The 17,768-nt window shown below is 73.0% G+C and carries 16 protein-coding genes and 1 pseudogene; 10 read left to right on the forward strand and 7 right to left on the reverse strand.

The genetic code is table 11. The features are described 5' to 3' along the window. Positions 1-153: 153 nt before the first annotated feature. Both ACLQ20_RS01505 and mca read right to left on the reverse strand, forming a co-directional pair. Positions 154-447: a hypothetical protein gene (locus ACLQ20_RS01505; RefSeq protein ID WP_151454219.1), complete on the reverse strand. Its 294-nt coding sequence runs from the start codon at positions 445-447 to the stop codon at positions 154-156. A gap of 48 nt (positions 448-495) precedes the next feature. Then, positions 496-1,377: a mycothiol conjugate amidase Mca gene (mca, locus tag ACLQ20_RS01510; protein ID WP_151454220.1), complete on the reverse strand. Its 882-nt coding sequence runs from the start codon at positions 1,375-1,377 to the stop codon at positions 496-498. Between the two features lie 191 nt (positions 1,378-1,568). Here mca and ACLQ20_RS01515 point away from each other — a divergent pair, with 191 nt between their 5' ends. Both ACLQ20_RS01515 and greA read left to right on the forward strand, forming a co-directional pair. Beyond that, complete coding sequence (locus ACLQ20_RS01515) at positions 1,569-2,003, forward strand: DUF4307 domain-containing protein (RefSeq protein ID WP_151454221.1); 435 nt, start codon at positions 1,569-1,571, stop codon at positions 2,001-2,003. A gap of 155 nt (positions 2,004-2,158) precedes the next feature. Next, positions 2,159-2,656: a transcription elongation factor GreA gene (gene greA, locus ACLQ20_RS01520; protein WP_132233490.1), complete on the forward strand. Its 498-nt coding sequence runs from the start codon at positions 2,159-2,161 to the stop codon at positions 2,654-2,656. 109 nt (positions 2,657-2,765) lie between these two features. Here the strand turns inward: greA and ilvA are convergent, their stop codons facing one another. From ilvA to ACLQ20_RS01535, 3 genes are read right to left on the reverse strand one after another with little or no spacing between them, the layout of a single operon-like run. After that, positions 2,766-3,986, reverse strand: coding sequence for a threonine ammonia-lyase (ilvA, locus tag ACLQ20_RS01525; RefSeq protein ID WP_151454222.1), 1,221 nt, complete (start codon positions 3,984-3,986; stop codon positions 2,766-2,768). Between the two features lie 50 nt (positions 3,987-4,036). Beyond that, positions 4,037-5,434: an amidase gene (locus ACLQ20_RS01530; RefSeq protein ID WP_327030518.1), complete on the reverse strand. Its 1,398-nt coding sequence runs from the start codon at positions 5,432-5,434 to the stop codon at positions 4,037-4,039. Positions 5,435-5,449: 15 nt separating this feature from the next. Next, a complete protein-coding gene (locus ACLQ20_RS01535) occupies positions 5,450-6,592 on the reverse strand; it encodes a cystathionine gamma-synthase (protein ID WP_121396518.1) in 1,143 nt (380 codons plus the stop codon). Positions 6,593-6,713: 121 nt separating this feature from the next. On the opposite strand from ACLQ20_RS01535, the gene ACLQ20_RS01540 reads away from it, so the two are divergent. The 8 genes and pseudogenes from ACLQ20_RS01540 to ACLQ20_RS01575 form a co-directional block, all read left to right on the forward strand. Then, complete coding sequence (locus tag ACLQ20_RS01540; protein ID WP_327030517.1) at positions 6,714-7,124, forward strand: HIT family protein; 411 nt, start codon at positions 6,714-6,716, stop codon at positions 7,122-7,124. A gap of 537 nt (positions 7,125-7,661) precedes the next feature. Further along, positions 7,662-8,333, forward strand: coding sequence for a peptide-methionine (S)-S-oxide reductase MsrA (msrA, locus tag ACLQ20_RS01545; RefSeq protein WP_151454225.1), 672 nt, complete (start codon positions 7,662-7,664; stop codon positions 8,331-8,333). A 140-nt stretch (positions 8,334-8,473) separates the two neighbouring features. Beyond that, entirely contained in the window at positions 8,474-8,839 is a 366-nt protein-coding gene (locus ACLQ20_RS01550; protein WP_151454226.1) for a YciI family protein, read from the forward strand. Between the two features lie 332 nt (positions 8,840-9,171). Further along, complete coding sequence (locus ACLQ20_RS01555) at positions 9,172-10,962, forward strand: N-acetylglutaminylglutamine amidotransferase (RefSeq protein ID WP_151454227.1); 1,791 nt, start codon at positions 9,172-9,174, stop codon at positions 10,960-10,962. Beyond that, entirely contained in the window at positions 10,959-12,773 is a 1,815-nt protein-coding gene (gene ngg / locus ACLQ20_RS01560; protein WP_425853944.1) for an N-acetylglutaminylglutamine synthetase, read from the forward strand. The genes ACLQ20_RS01555 and ngg overlap by 4 nt, the downstream gene beginning before the upstream one ends. Then, complete coding sequence (locus ACLQ20_RS01565; protein WP_151454229.1) at positions 12,770-13,954, forward strand: osmoprotectant NAGGN system M42 family peptidase; 1,185 nt, start codon at positions 12,770-12,772, stop codon at positions 13,952-13,954. Before ngg ends, ACLQ20_RS01565 begins: the two co-directional genes overlap by 4 nt. A 348-nt stretch (positions 13,955-14,302) precedes the next feature. After that, entirely contained in the window at positions 14,303-15,232 is a 930-nt protein-coding gene (locus tag ACLQ20_RS01570) for a ribonuclease Z (protein ID WP_151454230.1), read from the forward strand. Further along, positions 15,229-15,735: pseudogene (locus ACLQ20_RS01575) on the forward strand (GNAT family N-acetyltransferase); the annotation flags it as partial. The gene ACLQ20_RS01570 and the pseudogene ACLQ20_RS01575, both read left to right, overlap by 4 nt. A 97-nt stretch (positions 15,736-15,832) precedes the next feature. Here ACLQ20_RS01575 and ACLQ20_RS01580 read toward each other — a convergent pair. After that, positions 15,833-17,203: a cystathionine beta-synthase gene (locus tag ACLQ20_RS01580; protein ID WP_425853945.1), complete on the reverse strand. Its 1,371-nt coding sequence runs from the start codon at positions 17,201-17,203 to the stop codon at positions 15,833-15,835. A 77-nt stretch (positions 17,204-17,280) separates the two neighbouring features. Continuing rightward, positions 17,281-17,637: a YkvA family protein gene (locus tag ACLQ20_RS01585; protein WP_101414212.1), complete on the reverse strand. Its 357-nt coding sequence runs from the start codon at positions 17,635-17,637 to the stop codon at positions 17,281-17,283. Positions 17,638-17,768: the final 131 nt, after the last annotated feature.

Raw genomic sequence — 17,768 nt, forward strand, 5'->3', positions numbered from 1 at the left:
GCCGGTACGACGGGCGACCGGTGGTGTGGTGGTCATCGGCGCCCCCTCCCGCGCACGGCTCGGGAACTCTTGGTCCCCCCGGCGAGAGGCTAAGGCAAACCCGGTGGCCGCAACAGGGGGCGACGACCGGGTTCGACGTGAATCATGGGCGGACTAGCCGTTGCGACGCTGCTGACGCCCGGTGGGAGCGGCGGAGGATGAATCCTGCGTCAGCGCACCTTCTGTCGGATCGACGACTGCCGCGTCCGCCTGGTCGGGGGTCGCCGGCGGGCCCTGCTGGGGGAACCGGTCGGGCAGCCGACGCAGCCGGGAGTTCATGTTGCGGATCAGCAGGACGGTGGCGGTGGCCAGAACGAGGATGAGGAAGAGGCCCATCGGCCCGGCCAGGCCACCCGTGCGGGTGTCCCCGAAGTTGTTCTGGGCGAGCACCTCTGCGGCGGTCAGCATGGCGTTCCTCCGGTGTGCGGTTGGTGACCAGGGTAGCCCCGGCCCGGATCAGCGGGCATGGGCCGTCTCGCGCACCCCGGCGAAGAGGTCCGACTCGGGCAGCGGGCTGTCGACCAGCGAGCGCACCAGCTCGAAGTCCTCCGTCGGCCACGCCCGCCGCTGCATCTCCATCGGCACCTGGAACCAGAAGCCGTCCGGGTCGATCTGGGTGGCGTGGGCGCGCAGCGCGTCGTCGCGGACCGGGAAGTAGTCGGCGCACTCGACCCGGGTCGTGATCCGGGGGCCCTTGTCGGTGCGGTCCTCCCAGCGCTTGATCCACTCCTCGTAGGGCGACGTCAGGCCGGCGGCGAGCAGCGTCTCGTGCAGCGCCATGATCTTGCCCCGGGAGAAGCCGATGTCGTAGTAGAGCTTGAGCGGCTGCCACGGCTCGCCCAGCTCCGGATAGCGCTCCGGGTCGCCGGCGGCCTCGAACGCGGCCACGCTGACCTTGTGGGTCATGATGTGGTCGGGGTGCGGGTAGCCGCCCTCCTCGTCGTACGTCGTCACGACGTGCGGACGGAACTGGCGCATCAGCCGCACCAGCGGGCCGGCGGCCACCTCGACGTCCTGGAGGGCGAAGCAGCCCTCGGGCAGCGGCGGGAGCGGGTCGCCCTCGGGCAGGCCGGAGTCGACGAAGCCGAGCCACGCCTGCTCGACGCCGAGGATCGCCCGCGCGGCGTCCATCTCCGCCCGGCGGACGTCGGCGATGTTGGCCCAGACGTCCGGTCGGTCCATCTTCGGGTTCAACACGCTGCCGCGCTCGCCGCCGGTGCACGTGACCACCAGGACGTCCACGCCCTCGGCGACGTACTTCGCCATGGTCGCGGCGCCCTTGCTCGACTCGTCGTCGGGGTGTGCGTGGACGGCCATCAGTCGCAGTTGCTCTGCCAACGTCGGCGCTCCTCGTCTCTGGCCCCGGCGGACCCCCCGCGGGACCGCCCGGCTGACCTGCCGGAATCTTCCCCCCGCGCCGGGACCTGCCGGTGCCGACCTGTCATATTTGACGACGTGACGGGCTGGGAAGATGGAACCCTGCCATTCTTGCCGATGCCCCCGACAACGACGCCAGGAGATACCCGCCGGTGACCGAGACGCACGCCACACTTCCGCCGGGCGCGCCGGCCTTCCCGCCCGGTCGGTACGGCCGCCGCCGGGAGCCCGGGCGGCGCCGGCCGCTGCTGGTGGCGCTGCTGGTGGTCGCCCTGGTCGCGGTCATGACCCTGGTCGCGGTGCGGCTCTACCGGCAGTACGGCGACCCGAACTACGACGCCGAGGTGATCACCTACACGGGGATCACCGACAGCCAGGTGCTTGTCGACTTCCGGGTCACCGTGCCGAAGGGCGGCTCGGCGGTCTGCCTGCTGCGCGCCCGGGACCGCGACGGCGCCGAGGTGGGCCGGGAAGAGGTGACGGTGACCGCCCGGCCCGACCAGCGGCAGGTGACCGCGCAGCACCGGCTGGCCACCACCGCCCGCCCCTTCGTCGGCGAGGTGCTGCGCTGCCGGCCCGCGGGCTGAGCGGCCACGGCGCGGGCTCGGGCGCGCGGCCCGGACAGCCTCGGCGGCCCGGGCACCGGGGGTACCGCCGGTGTTCGAGCGCGCCCGGTGTCGTACCGCACTGGTAACTTGGAAGTTCACCTGTCAGCCAGCACGCACGAACGAGGAGAACGCCTGTGTCCACTGGCAACGAGGCGCCCGCCACCTGGCTGTCCCAGGACGCGTTCGACCGGCTCCAGGGCGAGCTCGACGAGCTGATCGCCAACCGGCCGGTCATCGCCGCCGAGATCAACGCCCGCCGCGAGGAGGGCGACCTGCGGGAGAACGGTGGCTACCACGCCGCCCGCGAGGAGCAGGGCAAGGCCGAGGGGCGCATCCTCTACCTCAAGGAGCTGCTCCGCACCGCCAAGGTGGGCGGGGCGCAGGCCGCCGACGCGGTGTCGCCCGGCATGGTCGTGACGATCTACTTCGACGATGACAAGGACGACACCGAGACCTTCCTGCTCGGCTCCCGGGAGATCGCGTCGACCACCGAGCTGACGGTCTACAGCCCGGAGTCGGCGCTGGGCCAGGCGATCCTGGGCGGCCGGGCCGGCCAGACCTGCACCTACACCGCCCCCAGCGGGGCCGACATCAAGGTGACCGTGGTCAGCTTCGAGCCGTTCTCCGGCTGAGCCCCCGCCGCCGGGCCGGGGCGGCCCGGGCTGGCGACACGGCCGCCCGAGCGCCGATCCGGCCGGGCGACGACGAGCGACCCCGCGAGGCGTGGCACCGGTCCCGGTGTCACGCCTCGCCGGCGAAGACCACCTGGTAGCCGCTGGCCCGCAACGCGCTGATCAGCGTGTCGGAGTGCTCGACCCCCCGGGTCTCCACCGACAGGGCCACCTCCACCTCGCCCAGGCGCAGGTGCGGATTGGCCCGCTGGTGCTCCACGTCCACCACGTTCGCCCGGTGCTCGGCGATCTCGCCGAGCAGCGACGCGAGCTGGCCGGGGCGGTCCGAGCAGCGCACCGTCACCCGCAGGTAGCGTCCGGCGGCGGCGAGGCCGTGCTCGATCACCCGCAGCATCAGCAGCGGGTCGATGTTGCCGCCGGAGAGCACCGCCACCACCGGCGCCTGCACCTCGACGACGCCCGCCAGCAGCGCGGCCACGCCCACCGCGCCGGCCGGCTCCACCACCTGCTTGCCCCGCTCCAGCAGCATCAGCAGCGCCCGGGAGATGTCCTCCTCGGAGACCGTGACGATCTCGTCCACCAGCTTGCGGACGTGGGTGAAGGTGAGTTCCCCCGGCCGGCCGACGGCGATGCCGTCCGCGATGGTGCCGAACGACGGGAGGCGTACCGGCTCGCCGGCCACCAGGGAGGGCGGGAAGGCGGCGGCGCCGGCGGCCTGCACCCCGATGATCCGCACGTCGGGCCGCAGCGCCTTGGCCGCCACCGCCATGCCGGAGACCAGCCCGCCGCCGCCCACCCCCGTGATGATCGTCCTGACCTCGGGGCACTGTTCGAGGATCTCCAGTGCCACCGTGCCCTGGCCGGCGATCACGTCCCGGTGGTCGAACGGGTGGATCAGCGTCGCGCCCGTCCGCTCGGCGTAGTTCTGCGCCGCGACCAGGGACTCGTCGACGGTGTTGCCGACCAGCTCGACCTGGGCGCCGTAGCCCTTGGTGGCGGCGACCTTCGGCAGGGGCGCGTTCACCGGCATGAAGACCGTGGCGTGCGTACCGACGAGGCCGGCGGCGAGCGCGACACCCTGGGCGTGGTTGCCGGCGCTCGCCGCGACGACTCCGTCGGCCCGCTCCGCCTCCGACAGCCGGGAGATCCGCACGTACGCGCCGCGCACCTTGTACGAGCCGGCGCGTTGCAGGTTCTCGCACTTGAGCCACGTCGGCCCGCCCAGCGCCGCGCTGAGCGGCCGGGAGGGCTCCAGCGGGGTGGTGCGGACGACGTCGGCGAGAAGTTCCCGCGCGGCCCGTACGTCGGCGAGACCGACCAGTTCCGTCATGCCCTGATCGTGCCACCCGCCACCCGCGCCGACGCGCGGCACGCCACCCCTCAGACGGGGGCGGGGATCCGCGGGTAGCCGGGGGCGTGCCGGGACCAGGGTGCCTGCATCTCGAACTGGCCGGCGATGCCGAGCAGCAGCAGCTCGCTGCCGGGCGGGCCGATCAGCTGCACGGCGACCGGCAGCCCGTCCGGGCGGCGGCCGACCGGCACCACCAGCGCAGGCAGGCCGGCAATGTTCCACGGCGCGGCGAACGGGGCGTACCGGATGCTGGTCAGCATGTTGGCCCGCCAGGACCGGCCGGACCAGCCGTCGGCCTCCGGTGGCACGGTCGCCAGGGCCGGCGTGAGCAGCAGGTCGATCGAGTGGTCGGCGAAGAAGCCGATCGACCGCTCACGCCAGGCGGCCCGGTCGGCCTCCCGGACGTATCCCCGCCGCTGCGCCCACTCGCCGAGAGCGACGTGCCGGCGGCTGCGCCGCTGGAGGCCGCGCCGGTCCAACCCGGCGGCGCGGACGTCGGCGGCCGCCGCGGCGAACCACGTGGCGATGCCCTGCAGGCCCAGGGCCGTCGGGTAGACCGGATCGGCCGGCACGGTGTCGTGGCCCGCGCCCGCGAGCAGCCGCCCGGCGGCGGCGACCGCGTCCCGGTTGGGCGCGTCGGCGTGCACGCCCCGCACGGGCGAGCGGAGCGAGACGCCCACCCGCAGCCGCTGCGGCGGCACCAGCTTGTCCGGGCGGCGGCCGGCCAGCACCGAGAATCCGACGGCCGCGTCGGCGACCGTGCTGGTCAGCATGCCGTGCTCGGTCAGCCCGAACCAGTCGTCCGCGCCGAGCTGGCACGGGACCACGCCCCGGCCCGGCTTGAGCCCGACCAGGCCGCAGCAGGCCGCCGGGATGCGGATCGAGCCGAGGCCGTCGTTGCCGTGGGCGATCGGCACCAGGCCGGCGGCCACGGCCGCGGCCGCGCCGCCGGACGAGCCCCCGGGGGTACGCCGGGTGTCCCAGGGGTTGCGGGTCACGGCCGTCTCGTCGTCGGTGAGGCCCCAGAGGCCGAGCTCCGGCATCCGGGTCACCCCGAGGATCACCGCGCCGGCACCGCGCAGCCGCCGGACCACCTCGTGGTCGGCCTCGGCCACCGGCGTACGCACCGCCGCCGACCCGTTCCAGGTGGGCAGCCCGGCGACGGCGGTGTTCTCCTTGACCGCCACCGGCACCCCGGCCAGCGGAAGGTTGGCCAGGTCCTCCTGCTCGTCGACCTTCTCCGCCTCGGTGATCGCCTCCCCGCCGCGTACCGTGCGGAACGCGGCGAGGTCGGCGTCGACCCGGGCGATGTGGTCCAGGTGGTCGGCGACGACCTGGGTGGCCGTGACGTCGCCCCGGCGTACGCCCCGGGCGATCTGCTTGGCGGTCGCCCCCACCCAGGTCGGCATGATGTCCTGCACGGCCACCCTCCCAGCCAGCGGTCAGCCCAGCGCCTGCTCCAGATCGGCGAGCAGGTCGTCGACCGTTTCGATGCCGACAGACAGTCGCACGAGATCGCCGGGAACTTCAAGCGGCGAGCCGGCAGCACTTGCGTGTGTCATCCGGCCCGGGTGCTCGATCAGGGATTCCACGCCGCCGAGCGACTCGGCGAGGATGAAGAGCTTCGTCCGGTTGCAGATCTCGACGGCGTGCTCCTCGCCGCCGGCGGCCCGGAACGAGATCATGCCGCCGAAGCGGCGCATCTGCTTCGCGGCCACCTCGTGGCCCGGGTGCGCGGGCAGCCCCGGGTAGATCACCTGACCGACCTTGGCGTGCCCGTCCAGATAGGCCGCGATCCGCTCGGCGTTGTCGCAGTGCCGGTCCATGCGTACGCCCAGGGTCTTGATGCCGCGCAGGGTCAGCCACGCGTCGAAGGGCCCGTTGATCGCGCCCATCGCGTTCTGGTGGTAGCGCAGCTCCTCGCCGAGCCCGGCGTCGGCCGCGACCAGCGCGCCACCGACCACGTCGGAGTGGCCGCCGATGTACTTGGTGGTCGAGTGCACCACCACGTCCGCGCCGTGCGCGATCGGCTGCTGGAGGTACGGCGAGGCGAACGTGTTGTCGACGACCAGCAGGGCGCCCGCGTCGTGCGCGACGCCGGCCAGCGCGGCGATGTCGGCGATGCCGAGCAGCGGGTTGGTGGGCGTCTCCACCCAGACGATCCGGGTCCGGCCCGGCTCGACGGCGGCCCGGATCGCGTCGGGGTCGGAGACCTTCGCCGGCGTGAAGTCCAGCCCCCAGCGCTCGGCCACCCGGGCGAAGAGCCGGTACGTGCCGCCGTACGCGTCGTCGGGGATCACCACGTGGTCGCCCGGCTTGCAGACGGTACGCAGCAGGGTGTCCTCGGCGGCCAGGCCGCTGGCGAAGGCGAGCCCGACCGGGCCGCCCTCCAGCGCGGCGAGGCACTCCTGGAGGGCGTCGCGGGTCGGGTTGCCGGAGCGGCTGTACTCGTAGCCCAGCCGGGGCGCGCCGACGGCGTCCTGGGCGTAGGTGCTGGTCTGGTAGATCGGTGGGATCACCGCGCCGGTGCGGGCCTCGGGGTCCTGGCCGGCGTGGATGGCGAGCGTGTCGAAGCCGTGACTCATCCCGTGAGGCTAATCCCCCGTCCCGAAGGCTGGAACGGAACGGTGCTGTCGGGTCCGCGCCCACGGCGGCGGGCCGGCGCGGGGGCGTCTCCCATCCGGGCGGCCGGCATAGCCTGGACGGATGAGCGGGTGCGTGTTCTGCGGGATCGTGGCCGGCGAGACTCCCGCCTTCCGGGTCGCCGACGAGCCCGACGGGGTGGCGTTCCTGGACACCCGGCCGGTCTTCAAGGGGCACGTGCTGGTGGTGCCGCGCACGCACCTGATCGCCCTGGCCGACCTGCCCGCCGAGGCGCTGGCCGGCTACTTCGGCCTGGTGCGGCGGCTCGCGGTCGCCGTGGAGACCGGCACGGAGGCCGGCGGGACGTTCGTGGCGATGAACAACAAGGTCTCCCAGTCCGTCCCGCACCTGCACACGCACGTCGTGCCACGCACGAAGGGCGACGGCCTGCGCGGCTTCTTCTGGCCGCGCACCCGCTACGCCGACGACGCCGAGGCCGAGACCTACGCCGCCCGCATCACCGCAGCCCTCTGACGCGCCCCAGCCGCCCGGAGGCGGGCGGAGCGGGCGGAGAACCGGGGCGAACGCGACAGCCCACGCGAAGCGGGGCAGGCGTGGCGGGCGGCAGGACTCCCCTGACGCGCACCTCTCGACACCCTTCGTCACATACAGTAACGATGACCATGCGTCACGCTCTGCGACGGGCGCCCAGGCCGCTCGGGGTGCCATCTCGCGCCCTTTGCTCTGCAGCCATATCCGCACCAGGCCACTGACCTGCCACGACACGAAACGCCCGCGCCGCCGCGACAGCACCAGTCACCACCCAGCGTGACTGTTGCATATAGGGATGCAGAGCAAAGCGGGTGAGGCGAGGGAGGCGCGGCCAGCGGGCCATGTCACCAGGAGTGACGGAGCGGGTGGCAGGCGTGACCGGCCCGAGCGCGCCACCGCTACCCGGGGGACGGCTGTGACCTTCTCCTGGGCGGCGGTCGCCTGAGTGTGGGTGGAGCGGGTAAGGAAGGCGGATCCGGCGGTGTTGCACGCTGGGAGAGTTACGAGAGGAGTCCCACCGTGTTCCTGCGCCGCATGAAGGCCGAACTGCCCACCTCCGACCAGGCCCTGCCGGGTCGCCTGATCGCGATGCCGATCGCGGACCGGCACGAGGTGCTGGGCACCCCGCTCAAGGGTCCCTTCCCGGAAGGCGCCCAGGTGGCCGTGTTCGGCATGGGCTGTTTCTGGGGCGCCGAGCGGCTGTTCTGGACGCTGCCGGGTGTGATCACCACGTCCGCCGGCTACGCGGGCGGCATCACGCCGAACCCGACGTACGAGGAGGTGTGCTCGGGGATGACGGGGCACGCCGAGGTGGTCCAGGTGGTCTACGACCCCGCCACGATCAGCTACGAGGACCTGCTGAAGGTCTTCTGGGAGAACCACGACCCGACCCAGGGCATGCGCCAGGGCAACGACGTGGGCACCCAGTACCGGTCGACGATCTACGTGACCACGGACGAGCAGCTCGCCACCGCCCAGGCGTCCCGGGACGCGTTCGCACCGATCGTGGCGCGGGCCGGCAAGGGCGAGATCACCACCGAGATCGACCGGCTCGGCGAGTACTACTTCGCCGAGGACATGCACCAGCAGTATTTGGCGCCCACGAAGAACCCGAACGGTTATTGCAACCACGGCCCGAACGGGCTGAGCTGCCCGGTCGGCGTCGCCCGGGTGCCGTCCGACCTGCACTAGCCTCCTGGACAGAGCCGGTCGCCACCGCTCCCCCGCCGACATCGAGGTGGAAATCTCCCGCCCGAGTGTCGTATCCGCTCGACGCCGTTCGTAGCGGAGATGGTGGCAGACAAAGGTCCGCCCGAGACTAGGGAGCAGACATGGCCGAGTACCTCATCTACTTCAACCAGCAGTGGGTGGGTGACCACACTGAGGAGTGGTTCCGCGCGCGGGGGCCACTCGCCATGGCGGTCGTGGAAGAGATGAAGGCGGCCGGGGCGTACGTGTTCGCCGGGGGCCTGGAGGAAGGGGACACCCCCGTCTTCAGTGCCGACGCCACGAGCGGCTCATTGGTGTTCACCGACGGGCCCTACGTCGAGACCAAGGAGTGGCTGGGCGGGCTGACCGTGGTGGACGTGGCCGACGTGGAAACGGCCCGGATGTGGGCCGGCAGGCTCGCGGAAGCATGCGGCTGGCCCCAGGAGGTCCGACGGTTCGGCCACATCCCGCAACCCGGTGACGAGTGAGTGGGGAGTCGACACGGCGACCACGGCCCGAACGGGCTGAGCTGCCCGGTCGGCGTCGCCCGCACCTCGGGCTGAACCCCGCTCGGGGCGGGACCACCGGCACCGTCACGGAGGCCGGCGCGGCACCTGTCGCGCCGGCCTCGGCGCTTCCGAGACTGAGCAATCGATCACATCCGCCGCCGGGCGGAAACCGCCCCATCCGCCACTCCTGACGCGGTCCGCCACCGGAGCCGACACGTGCTGTGACGGAATCGCGCAGTGTAGCAAAACTTCAAGAAACTGTTATCAGCTCAACGGGCAATCCTCGTTTCCCTCTGGCAGCATTGCCTGGCATGTGCGGACTTGCGGGAGAGTTCCGCCGTGACGGCTCACGCGCCGACGTGGCAGCGGTGGAGCGCATGGCGGCCACGATGAGCGACCGGGGGCCCGACGACAGCGGCGTCTGGGCCCAGGGCCCGACGGCCCTCGGACACCGCCGCCTGAAGATCATCGACCTCTCCGCCGCGAGCGGGCAACCGCTGGTCGACCCCGGTGCGGGACTGACCGGCGTCTTCAACGGGTGCATCTACAACTACCGCGAGCTGCGCGAGGAACTCCAGGCCAAGGGCCACCGGTTCTTCTCCTCCGGCGACAGCGAGGTCGTGCTCAAGGCGTACGCCGAGTGGGGGCTCGACTTCGTCGACCACCTGATCGGCATGTTCGCCGTGGCGATCAGCGAGCGGGACACCGGCCGGCTGGTGCTGGCCCGGGACCGGCTCGGCATCAAGCCGCTCTACCTGGCCGAGACGCCCGGCGCGGTGCGCTTCGCCAGCACCCTGCCCGCGCTGCTGGCCGGGGGCGGCGTCGACACCGGCATCGACCCGGTCGCGCTCGCGCACTACCTGAGCTTCCACAGCATCGTGCCGCCGCCGCGCACCATCCTGCGCGGCGTCACCAAGCTGCCCCCGGCGACCGTACGGGTCTACGAGGCGGACGGCCGCACCTCCGAGCGGGTCTACTGGGACCCGTCCTTCACCCGCTCCGTCGAGCGGGCCGGCTGGTCCGAGAAGGACTGGCAGGACGCCCTGCTGGAGTCGCTGACCACGGCCGTACGGCGGCGGATGGTCGCCGACGTGCCGGTCGGCGTGCTGCTCTCCGGCGGGCTGGACTCCAGCCTGGTGGTCGCCCTGCTCGCCGGCGAGGGCCAGCGCGGGCTGTCCACCTTCTCGATCGGCTTCGACGCGGTCGGCGGCCGGGAGGGCGACGAGTTCCGCTACTCCGACCTCGTCGCGAAGACGTTCGACACCGACCACCACCAGATCCGGGTGGCCGCCGCCGACCTGGTGCCGCCGCTGGAGGCGGCCGTCGCCGCGATGTCCGAGCCGATGGTCAGCCACGACTGCGTGGCGTTCTACCTGCTCAGCGAGGTGGTGTCGCAGCACGTCAAGGTCGTCCAGTCCGGCCAGGGCGCGGACGAGATCCTCGGCGGCTACCACTGGTACCCGCCGCTCGCCCGGGTCGGCCGGGACCGGGCGCTCGACACGTACGCCGGGGCCTTCTTCGACCGGGACGCGGCCGGGCTGGCCCGGGTGCTGAACCCGGCCTGGCTGACCGACGGCGACCCGGCGCGGGAGTTCGTGGCCGCGCACCTCGGCCGCGCCGGGGCGGAGACCGCCGTCGACGCCGGCCTGCGGATCGACACCCAGGTCATGCTGACCGACGACCCGGTCAAGCGGGTGGACAACATGACGATGGCGCACGGGCTGGAGGCCCGCGTGCCGTTCCTCGACCACGAGTTCGTCGAGCTCGCCGCGAGCTGCCCGCCGGAGCTGAAGCTGGCCCAGGGCGGCAAGGGCGTGCTCAAGGAGATCGGCCGCCGGGTGCTGCCGCACGAGGTCATCGACCGGCCGAAGGGCTACTTCCCCGTACCCGGCCTCACCCACCTGGAGGGCAAGCTCCTCGACCGGGTACGCGACGCGCTCTCCGCGCCCGAGGCCCGCCGCCGCGACCTGTTCCGCGCCGACTACGTCGACGCCCTGCTCGCCGACCCGAACGCCGAACTGACCCCGTTGAACGGAAACAAGCTGTGGCAACTCGGACTCCTGGAAATGTGGCTCCAGAGCCACGGAATCGACTCACCGTGACCGACACCCTGGCGACCGGCGCGGCCCGGACCGACCGGTCGCGCAACAGCCGGCGACGGGAGCGGGTGGGCCCCGGCGGCGATCCGATGGCGCCGGAGCCGGCGGAGCCGCCGACCCGGGAGGGCGACACCGACGTGGTGCTGGACTGCGGCTGGGGGCGGCTCGTCTTCGGGCAGACCTTCGTCGACCAGGCCGCCGTCGCCGCCGTGCTGCGCTCCGAGGCCGCCGGTTCCCGGGACATCTGCATCTACCTGCGCGACCCGCACGTGCTGGTGTCCCGGCTGCCCGACGAGCTGTTCATCGATCCGTCGCTGACCTACCGGCTGCCGCTCGACGGTGACCGTCCGACCGGCGACGGCGACGTGCCGGGGCTGACCATCCGCCCGTTGGCCGACGCCGCCGACGCGGACGCGGTCAACCGGATCTACGCCCGCAACGGCATGGTCACCGCCGGGGTCGACGTGCTCGTCGCCAACGCGCGCACCGACCGGTTCCTGCACCTGGTCGCCGAGGACACCACCGGCGAGATCGTCGGCACCATCACCGGCGTCGACCACGTCGCGGTCTTCGACGACCCGGAGAACGGCGCCAGCCTGTGGTGCCTCACCGTCGACTTCAACACCGCGCCGCCGGGCACCGGCCAGGCGCTGATCACCGCGCTGGCCGCCCGGCTGGTCGAGCGGGGCCGGGCGTACGTGGACCTGTCCGTGCTCGCCGAGAACGGCGGGGCGATCCGGCTCTACGAGCGGCTCGGCTTCTACCGGACGGCGACGCTCTGTGTGAAGCGGAAGAACCCGATCAACGAGCGGCTCTTCCTGCCCGCCATGCCCGAGGGGTACGACCAGCTCAACCCGTACGCCAGGATCGTCGCCGACGAGGCGATGCGGCGCGGCATCCGGGTGGAGGTCACCGACCCCGCCTGGGGTGAGCTGCGGCTGAGCAGCGGCGGGCGGACCGTGCTGACCCGCGAGTCGCTGTCGGAGCTGACCTCGGCGGTGGCGATGAGCCGCTGCGACGACAAGCGGGTCACCCGCCGGATCCTCACCGAGGCGGGGCTCTCCGTGCCGCGCGGCCGGACCGCCACCGGCGGCGAGGACGACGTCGCCTTCCTCGCCGAGGTCGGCCGGGTGGTGGTGAAGCCGGCGCGCGGCGAGCAGGGCAACGGCATCACGGTGGGCGTACGCACTCCCGAGGCGCTGGCCGCCGCCGTCGAGTTGGCCGCCCGGTTCTGCCCCGACGTGCTGATCGAGGAGATGCGCGCCGGCGAGGACCTGCGCGTCGTCGTCATCGACCACGAGGTGGTGGCCGCCGCCGTCCGGCGCCCCGCCTCGATCACCGGCGACGGGGTGCACGACATCGCCGAGCTGATCGAGCGGCAGAGCCGCCGTCGGGCCGCCGCCACCGGTGGCGAGTCCCGCATCCCGCTCGACGACATGACCCGCGACGTGCTCGCCGAGGCCGGCCACGAGCTGCACGACGTGCTGCCCGAGGGGCAGGTGCTGGCCGTACGCCGGACCGCGAACCTGCACACCGGCGGCACCATCCACGACGTCACCGCCGAGCTGCACCCCGCGATCGCCGAGGCGTGTGTGGCGGCCAGCCGGGCGCTGGACATCCCGGTCACCGGGCTGGACCTGCTGGTCGGCGCCCCGGACCACCCGGAGCACGTGTTCATCGAGGCCAACGAGCGGCCCGGCCTGGCCAACCACGAACCGCAGCCGACCGCCGAGCGCTTCGTGGACCTGCTCTTCCCCGGCACCCGGGCGCCGCAGCGGCTCTGGACCCCGGCCGGCCCGGGAGGTGCCGCGTGAGCCCGAGGCCCCTGGAGATCGACCTGGACTACCTGCGCCAGGTGCTGGTGGAGCTGCTGGAGATCCCGAGCCCGTCGGGGCGTACGGACCACGTGCAGCAGTACGTCGGCGAGCGGCTCTCCGCGCTCGGCATCCCCTCCACGCTGACCCGCCGCGGCGCGCTGAGCGCCTGCCTGCCCGGCCCCCGCTCGACGGGCGCCGACCGGGCGATCGTGGTGCACACCGACACCATCGGCGGCATGGTGAAGCGGCTGAAGGAGAACGGCCGGCTGGAGCTGAAGACGATCGGTACGCACAGCGCCCGGTTCGCCGAGGGCGCGCACGTGCGGATCTTCACCGACGACCTGGAGCGGGTGATCACCGGCCAGGTGCTGCCGCTCAAGGCCAGCGGCCACCGCTACAACGACGACGTGGACCTCCAGGGCGTCGGCTGGCAGCACGTCGAGGTCCGGGTCGACGAGCCGGTCGAGGACATCGCCGGACTGCGCGCCCTCGGCATCGACGCGGGCGACTTCGTGGCGTTCCTGCCGAACCCGACGATCACCCCCAGCGGGTACGTCAAGTCCCGGCACCTGGACGACAAGGCCGGCGTGGCGGCGGTCCTCACCGCCCTCAAGGCGATGGTCGACGCCGGCGTACGCCCGGCGGTCACCGCGCACCTGCTGGTCACCGTGACCGAGGAGATCGGGCACGGGGCGTCGCACGGGCTCGACCCCGACGTGGCGGAGATCGTCTCCGTGGACGCCGCGGTGGTGGCGCCCGGCCAGCAGTCCCGCGAGGACGCGGCCACGCTGGCCATGGGCGACGGCGTGGGCCCGTTCGACTACCACCTGACCCGCAACCTGGCCTCGATCGCCGCCGAGCACGGGGTGGACCTGGTCCGGGACGTCTTCGAGTACTACCGCTCGGACGTGGCGGCGGCGGTGGAGGCCGGCGCGCACGCCCGGGTGGCGCTGCTCGGCTTCGGCGTGGACGCCACCCACGGGCACGAGCGCACCCACCTGGAGGGCCTGCGCCAGCTCACCCAGCTGCTCTGCCTCTACCTCCAGAGCGACCTGGTCTTCCCCGAGTGGGACGCCGAGCCGGAGGGCGACCTGGCCGACTTCCCGTCGCTGGCCGTGCAGCCGGCCAGCGAGGAGGGCCCCCGCGAGGGCCCGATCGGCATCGCCGAGAACACCTGAGCGCCGGCCCGCCATTCCCCGGCGCTGTGTGATCGAAATCCGTTGCCGGCGGCGCGCGGGCTGGATAGCGTGGCGGTACACGGGAAAGGAGGTGGTCCAGACTTGTATAGCAATCGGACTCGTGAGGTGGCTGTCCGCTAGCCGCTGTCCTCGACAGTGAAACCGTCCGCCGCGAGGCGGGCAACACAGCACCATCGTCGAGACCGTGTGGCAGCGGTGCGGCGAAACCACGACAGCCACCCGACCCCCGGGGTGCCGGCCCAGTCCAGCCGGCCCGTGCGCGAGCACGGAAGCCCCGGGGGTCGACCCTTTCCGCAGGCCGGTTGGCCGACGCAGCCGGAGGTCACCGTGTCGATGCGCGAGCTGGTGGTGCTCGGGACGGCCAGCCAGGCCCCCACCCGGCAGCGCAACCACAACGGGTACGTGCTGCGCTGGGACGGCGAGGTGATCCTCTTCGACCCGGGCGAGGGCAGCCAGCGGCAGCTCCTGCACACCACGGTCACCGCCACCGACCTGACCCGGATCTGCGTCACCCACTTCCACGGCGACCACTGCCTCGGCCTGCCCGGCACCATCCAGCGGCTCTCCCTCGACCGGGTGCCGCACCCGGTGGCGGTGCACTTCCCGGCCGGCGGCGCGGAATACTTCGCGCGGCTGCGGCACGCCGCCAGCTTCCACGAGACCGCCGAGCTGCGCGTCGAGCCCATCGAGTCCGACGGGCAGCGCATCACGCTGGGTGTCGGCACGCTGGAGGCCCGCCGGCTGCGGCACCCGATCGAGACGTACGGCTACCGCCTCGTCGAGCCGGACGGCTGCCGGATGTTGCCGGAGCGGCTGGCCGCGTACGGCATCGCCGGGCCGGCGGTCGGGGAGCTGATCCGCGTCGGCCACCTCGACGTCGACGGGCGCCGCGTCACCCGCGACGAGGTGAGCGTGCCCCGGCCCGGGCAGCGGTTCGCCTTCGTCATGGACACCGGCCTCTGCGACGGGGTGTACGCCCTCGCCGAGCACGCCGACCTGCTGGTCATCGAGTCGACGTTCCTCGACTCGGAGGCCGCGCTGGCCGCCGAGGTCGGGCACCTCACGGCGGGCCAGGCCGCGCGGGTGGCGGCTGAGTCGGGCGTACGCCGGCTCGTGCTCACCCACTTCTCCCAGCGGTACGCCGACCCGGCCCGCTTCGCCGACGAGGCCCGCGCGCACTTCGACGGCGACCTGGTGATCGCCGAGGACCTGACGACCGTGCAGGTTCCGCCCCGGCGGGTAGCCTCGGCCGGGTGACGGTCACCCTGCGCCCCGCCACCGTCGACGACCTGATGGCGGTGGGCGCGCTGCACCAGCGTTCCCGGGTCGCCGCCTACGCGTCCTTCCTGCCGGCGCGGGCGCTGGCCGACCCGACGCCCGAGGCGATGGGCGCGTACTGGACCGAGCGGTGGACGTGGGAGCGGGACGAGCACCGGATGACGGTGGCCGAGCGCGCCGGCCGGCTGGTCGGCTTCAGCTATCTCGGCCCGGACGACGAGGGCGACCCGGTGACCGGCCTGCTCAACGCCATCCACCTCGAACCCGCCGAACGCGGCCGGGGCACCGGGCGCACCCTGATGGTCGATGCCCTGGACGCCATGCGCGCCCGCGGCTGGTCCCGCGCGGTCCTCTGGGTGCTGCGGGACAACGCGCACGCCCGGCGCTTCTACGAGCGCGGCGGCTGGACCCCCACCGGCACTGAACGCGACGAGCACATCGGCCCGGCGGTCACGTCCCAGCTCCGGTACGCCCGAGGGCTCAGAGCGGCGGGGTGCCTGCCCTCCGGCTCGGGCGCGGCAGGCACGGCGAGGGCCCCTCCCCGGGCGGGGAAGGGCCCTCGTGCGGACGTCGTCCGGGTCAGCGGGCGCCGAGGTGGGCCAGCAGGTCCTGCCGGGTGAGGACGCCCTTCGGCTTGCCGTCGACCAGCACCAGGGCGGCGTCGGACTTCTCCAACAGGCCGACCGCCTCGCTCACCGGCTGCCCGCCGCCGATCATCGGCAGCGGCTCGGCCATGTGCCGCTCGATGGTGTCGTGCAGGTGCGCCTGGCCGGTGAAGAGCGCGTCGAGCAGGTCCTTCTCGGCGATCGAGCCGGCCACCTCGCCGGTCACCACCGGGGGCTCGGCCTTGAGTACCGGGAGCTGCGAGACGCCGTACTCGCGCATGTAGTCGATCGCGTCGCGGACCGTCTCGGTCGGGTGCACGTGCACCAGCTCGGGCAGGCCGCCCGGCTTGCCGGCGAGCGCGTCGGCGACCGTCGGCTCGGTGCCCGAGTTGTCCAGGAAGCCGTACCGGGCCATCCAGGTGTCGTTGAAGATCTTGGACAGGTAGCCCTTGCCGCTGTCCGGCAGCAGCACCACGACCACGTCGTGCGGGCCGGCCTTGCGGGCCACCTCCAGGGCGGCCACGACGGCCATCCCGCAGGAGCCGCCGACCAGCAGCCCCTCCTCGCGCGCCAACCGCCGGGTCATCTCGAAGGACGCCTTGTCGGAGACCTCGATGATCTCGTCGGCGACACCCCGGTCGTACGTCTCCGGCCAGAAGTCCTCGCCGACACCCTCGACCAGGTACGGCCGGCCGGTGCCGCCGGAGTAGACGGAACCCTCCGGGTCGGCGCCGACGACCTTGACCCGCCCCTCCGACGCCTCCTTCAGGTAGCGCCCGATGCCGGAGATGGTGCCGCCGGTGCCGACGCCCGCCACGAAGTGGGTGAGCTCGCCCCCGGTCTGCTCCCACAGCTCGGGGCCGGTGGTCTCGTAGTGCGAGCGCGGGTTGGCCGGGTTGCTGTACTGGTTCGGCTTCCACGCGCCGGGGATCTCCCGGGCCAGCCGGTCGGAGACGTTGTAGTAGGAGCGCGGGTCCTCCGGCGCGACGGCGGTCGGGCAGACCACCACCTCCGCGCCGTACGCGCGCAGCACGTCCTGCTTGTCCTGGCTGACCTTGTCGGGGCAGACGAAGACGCACCTGTAGCCCCGCAGTTGCGCCACCAGCGCCAGCCCGACGCCGGTGTTTCCGCTGGTCGGCTCGACGATCGTGCCGCCCGGCTGGAGGATGCCCGCCTTCTCCGCGTCCTCCACCATCCGCAGCGCGATCCGGTCCTTCACCGAGCCGCCCGGGTTGAGGTACTCCACCTTCGCCAGCACGGTGGCCTGGATCCCGGCCGTGACGTTGCGCAGCCGTACCAGCGGGGTGTTGCCGATCAGCTCGACGACGTTGTCGTAGTACCGCACCTCGTTGTGCCCTTCTCCTCCGGCGCCGCCGGCGGCGGCCGGGCAGACGTCTTCTCGACGCCCCAGGGTACGTGGGTTCAGGACGCCACGTGTCCGGGGATCACCGAGCTGCGCCGGGCCTCCCACTCCAGGAACCGCTCGGTCTCGGCCAGCACGCTGCCGGCCAGCCAGGTCACCATGACCGCGTCGTCGGCCAGCCCGAAGATCGCCAGCGGGATCTCGGGAAGCAGGTCGACCGGCGAGACGATGTACGCCGTCGCCGCGGTCATCAGGGCCAGCCGCAGGCCGCCGTCGTACTCCCCCCGGGTGGTGGCCCGGATCATCCGCGGCAGCGCGCCAAGCCGCGCCCCGAGCGACGGCCCGCCCCGCGACCCGGCCGCGAGTGCCCGGGCCAGCGCGCTGAACGCCGCCGTGCGCTTCAATGTCTTCCCCATGTTCGGCCCCTCTCCACGTGCCAGGGTGGCGTGCCCGCGCAACCGTCCCCCGGTCACCCGTACAGGTACCCAGGAGCGTCGCCTTCCAGGCACCCGCGAGCCGACACGACGACAGCGGTGTGTCGTGCCGG

It is taken from the genome of Micromonospora sp. DT46 (assembly GCF_049841735.1).
GTDB lineage: Bacteria > Actinomycetota > Actinomycetes > Mycobacteriales > Micromonosporaceae > Micromonospora > Micromonospora reichwaldensis.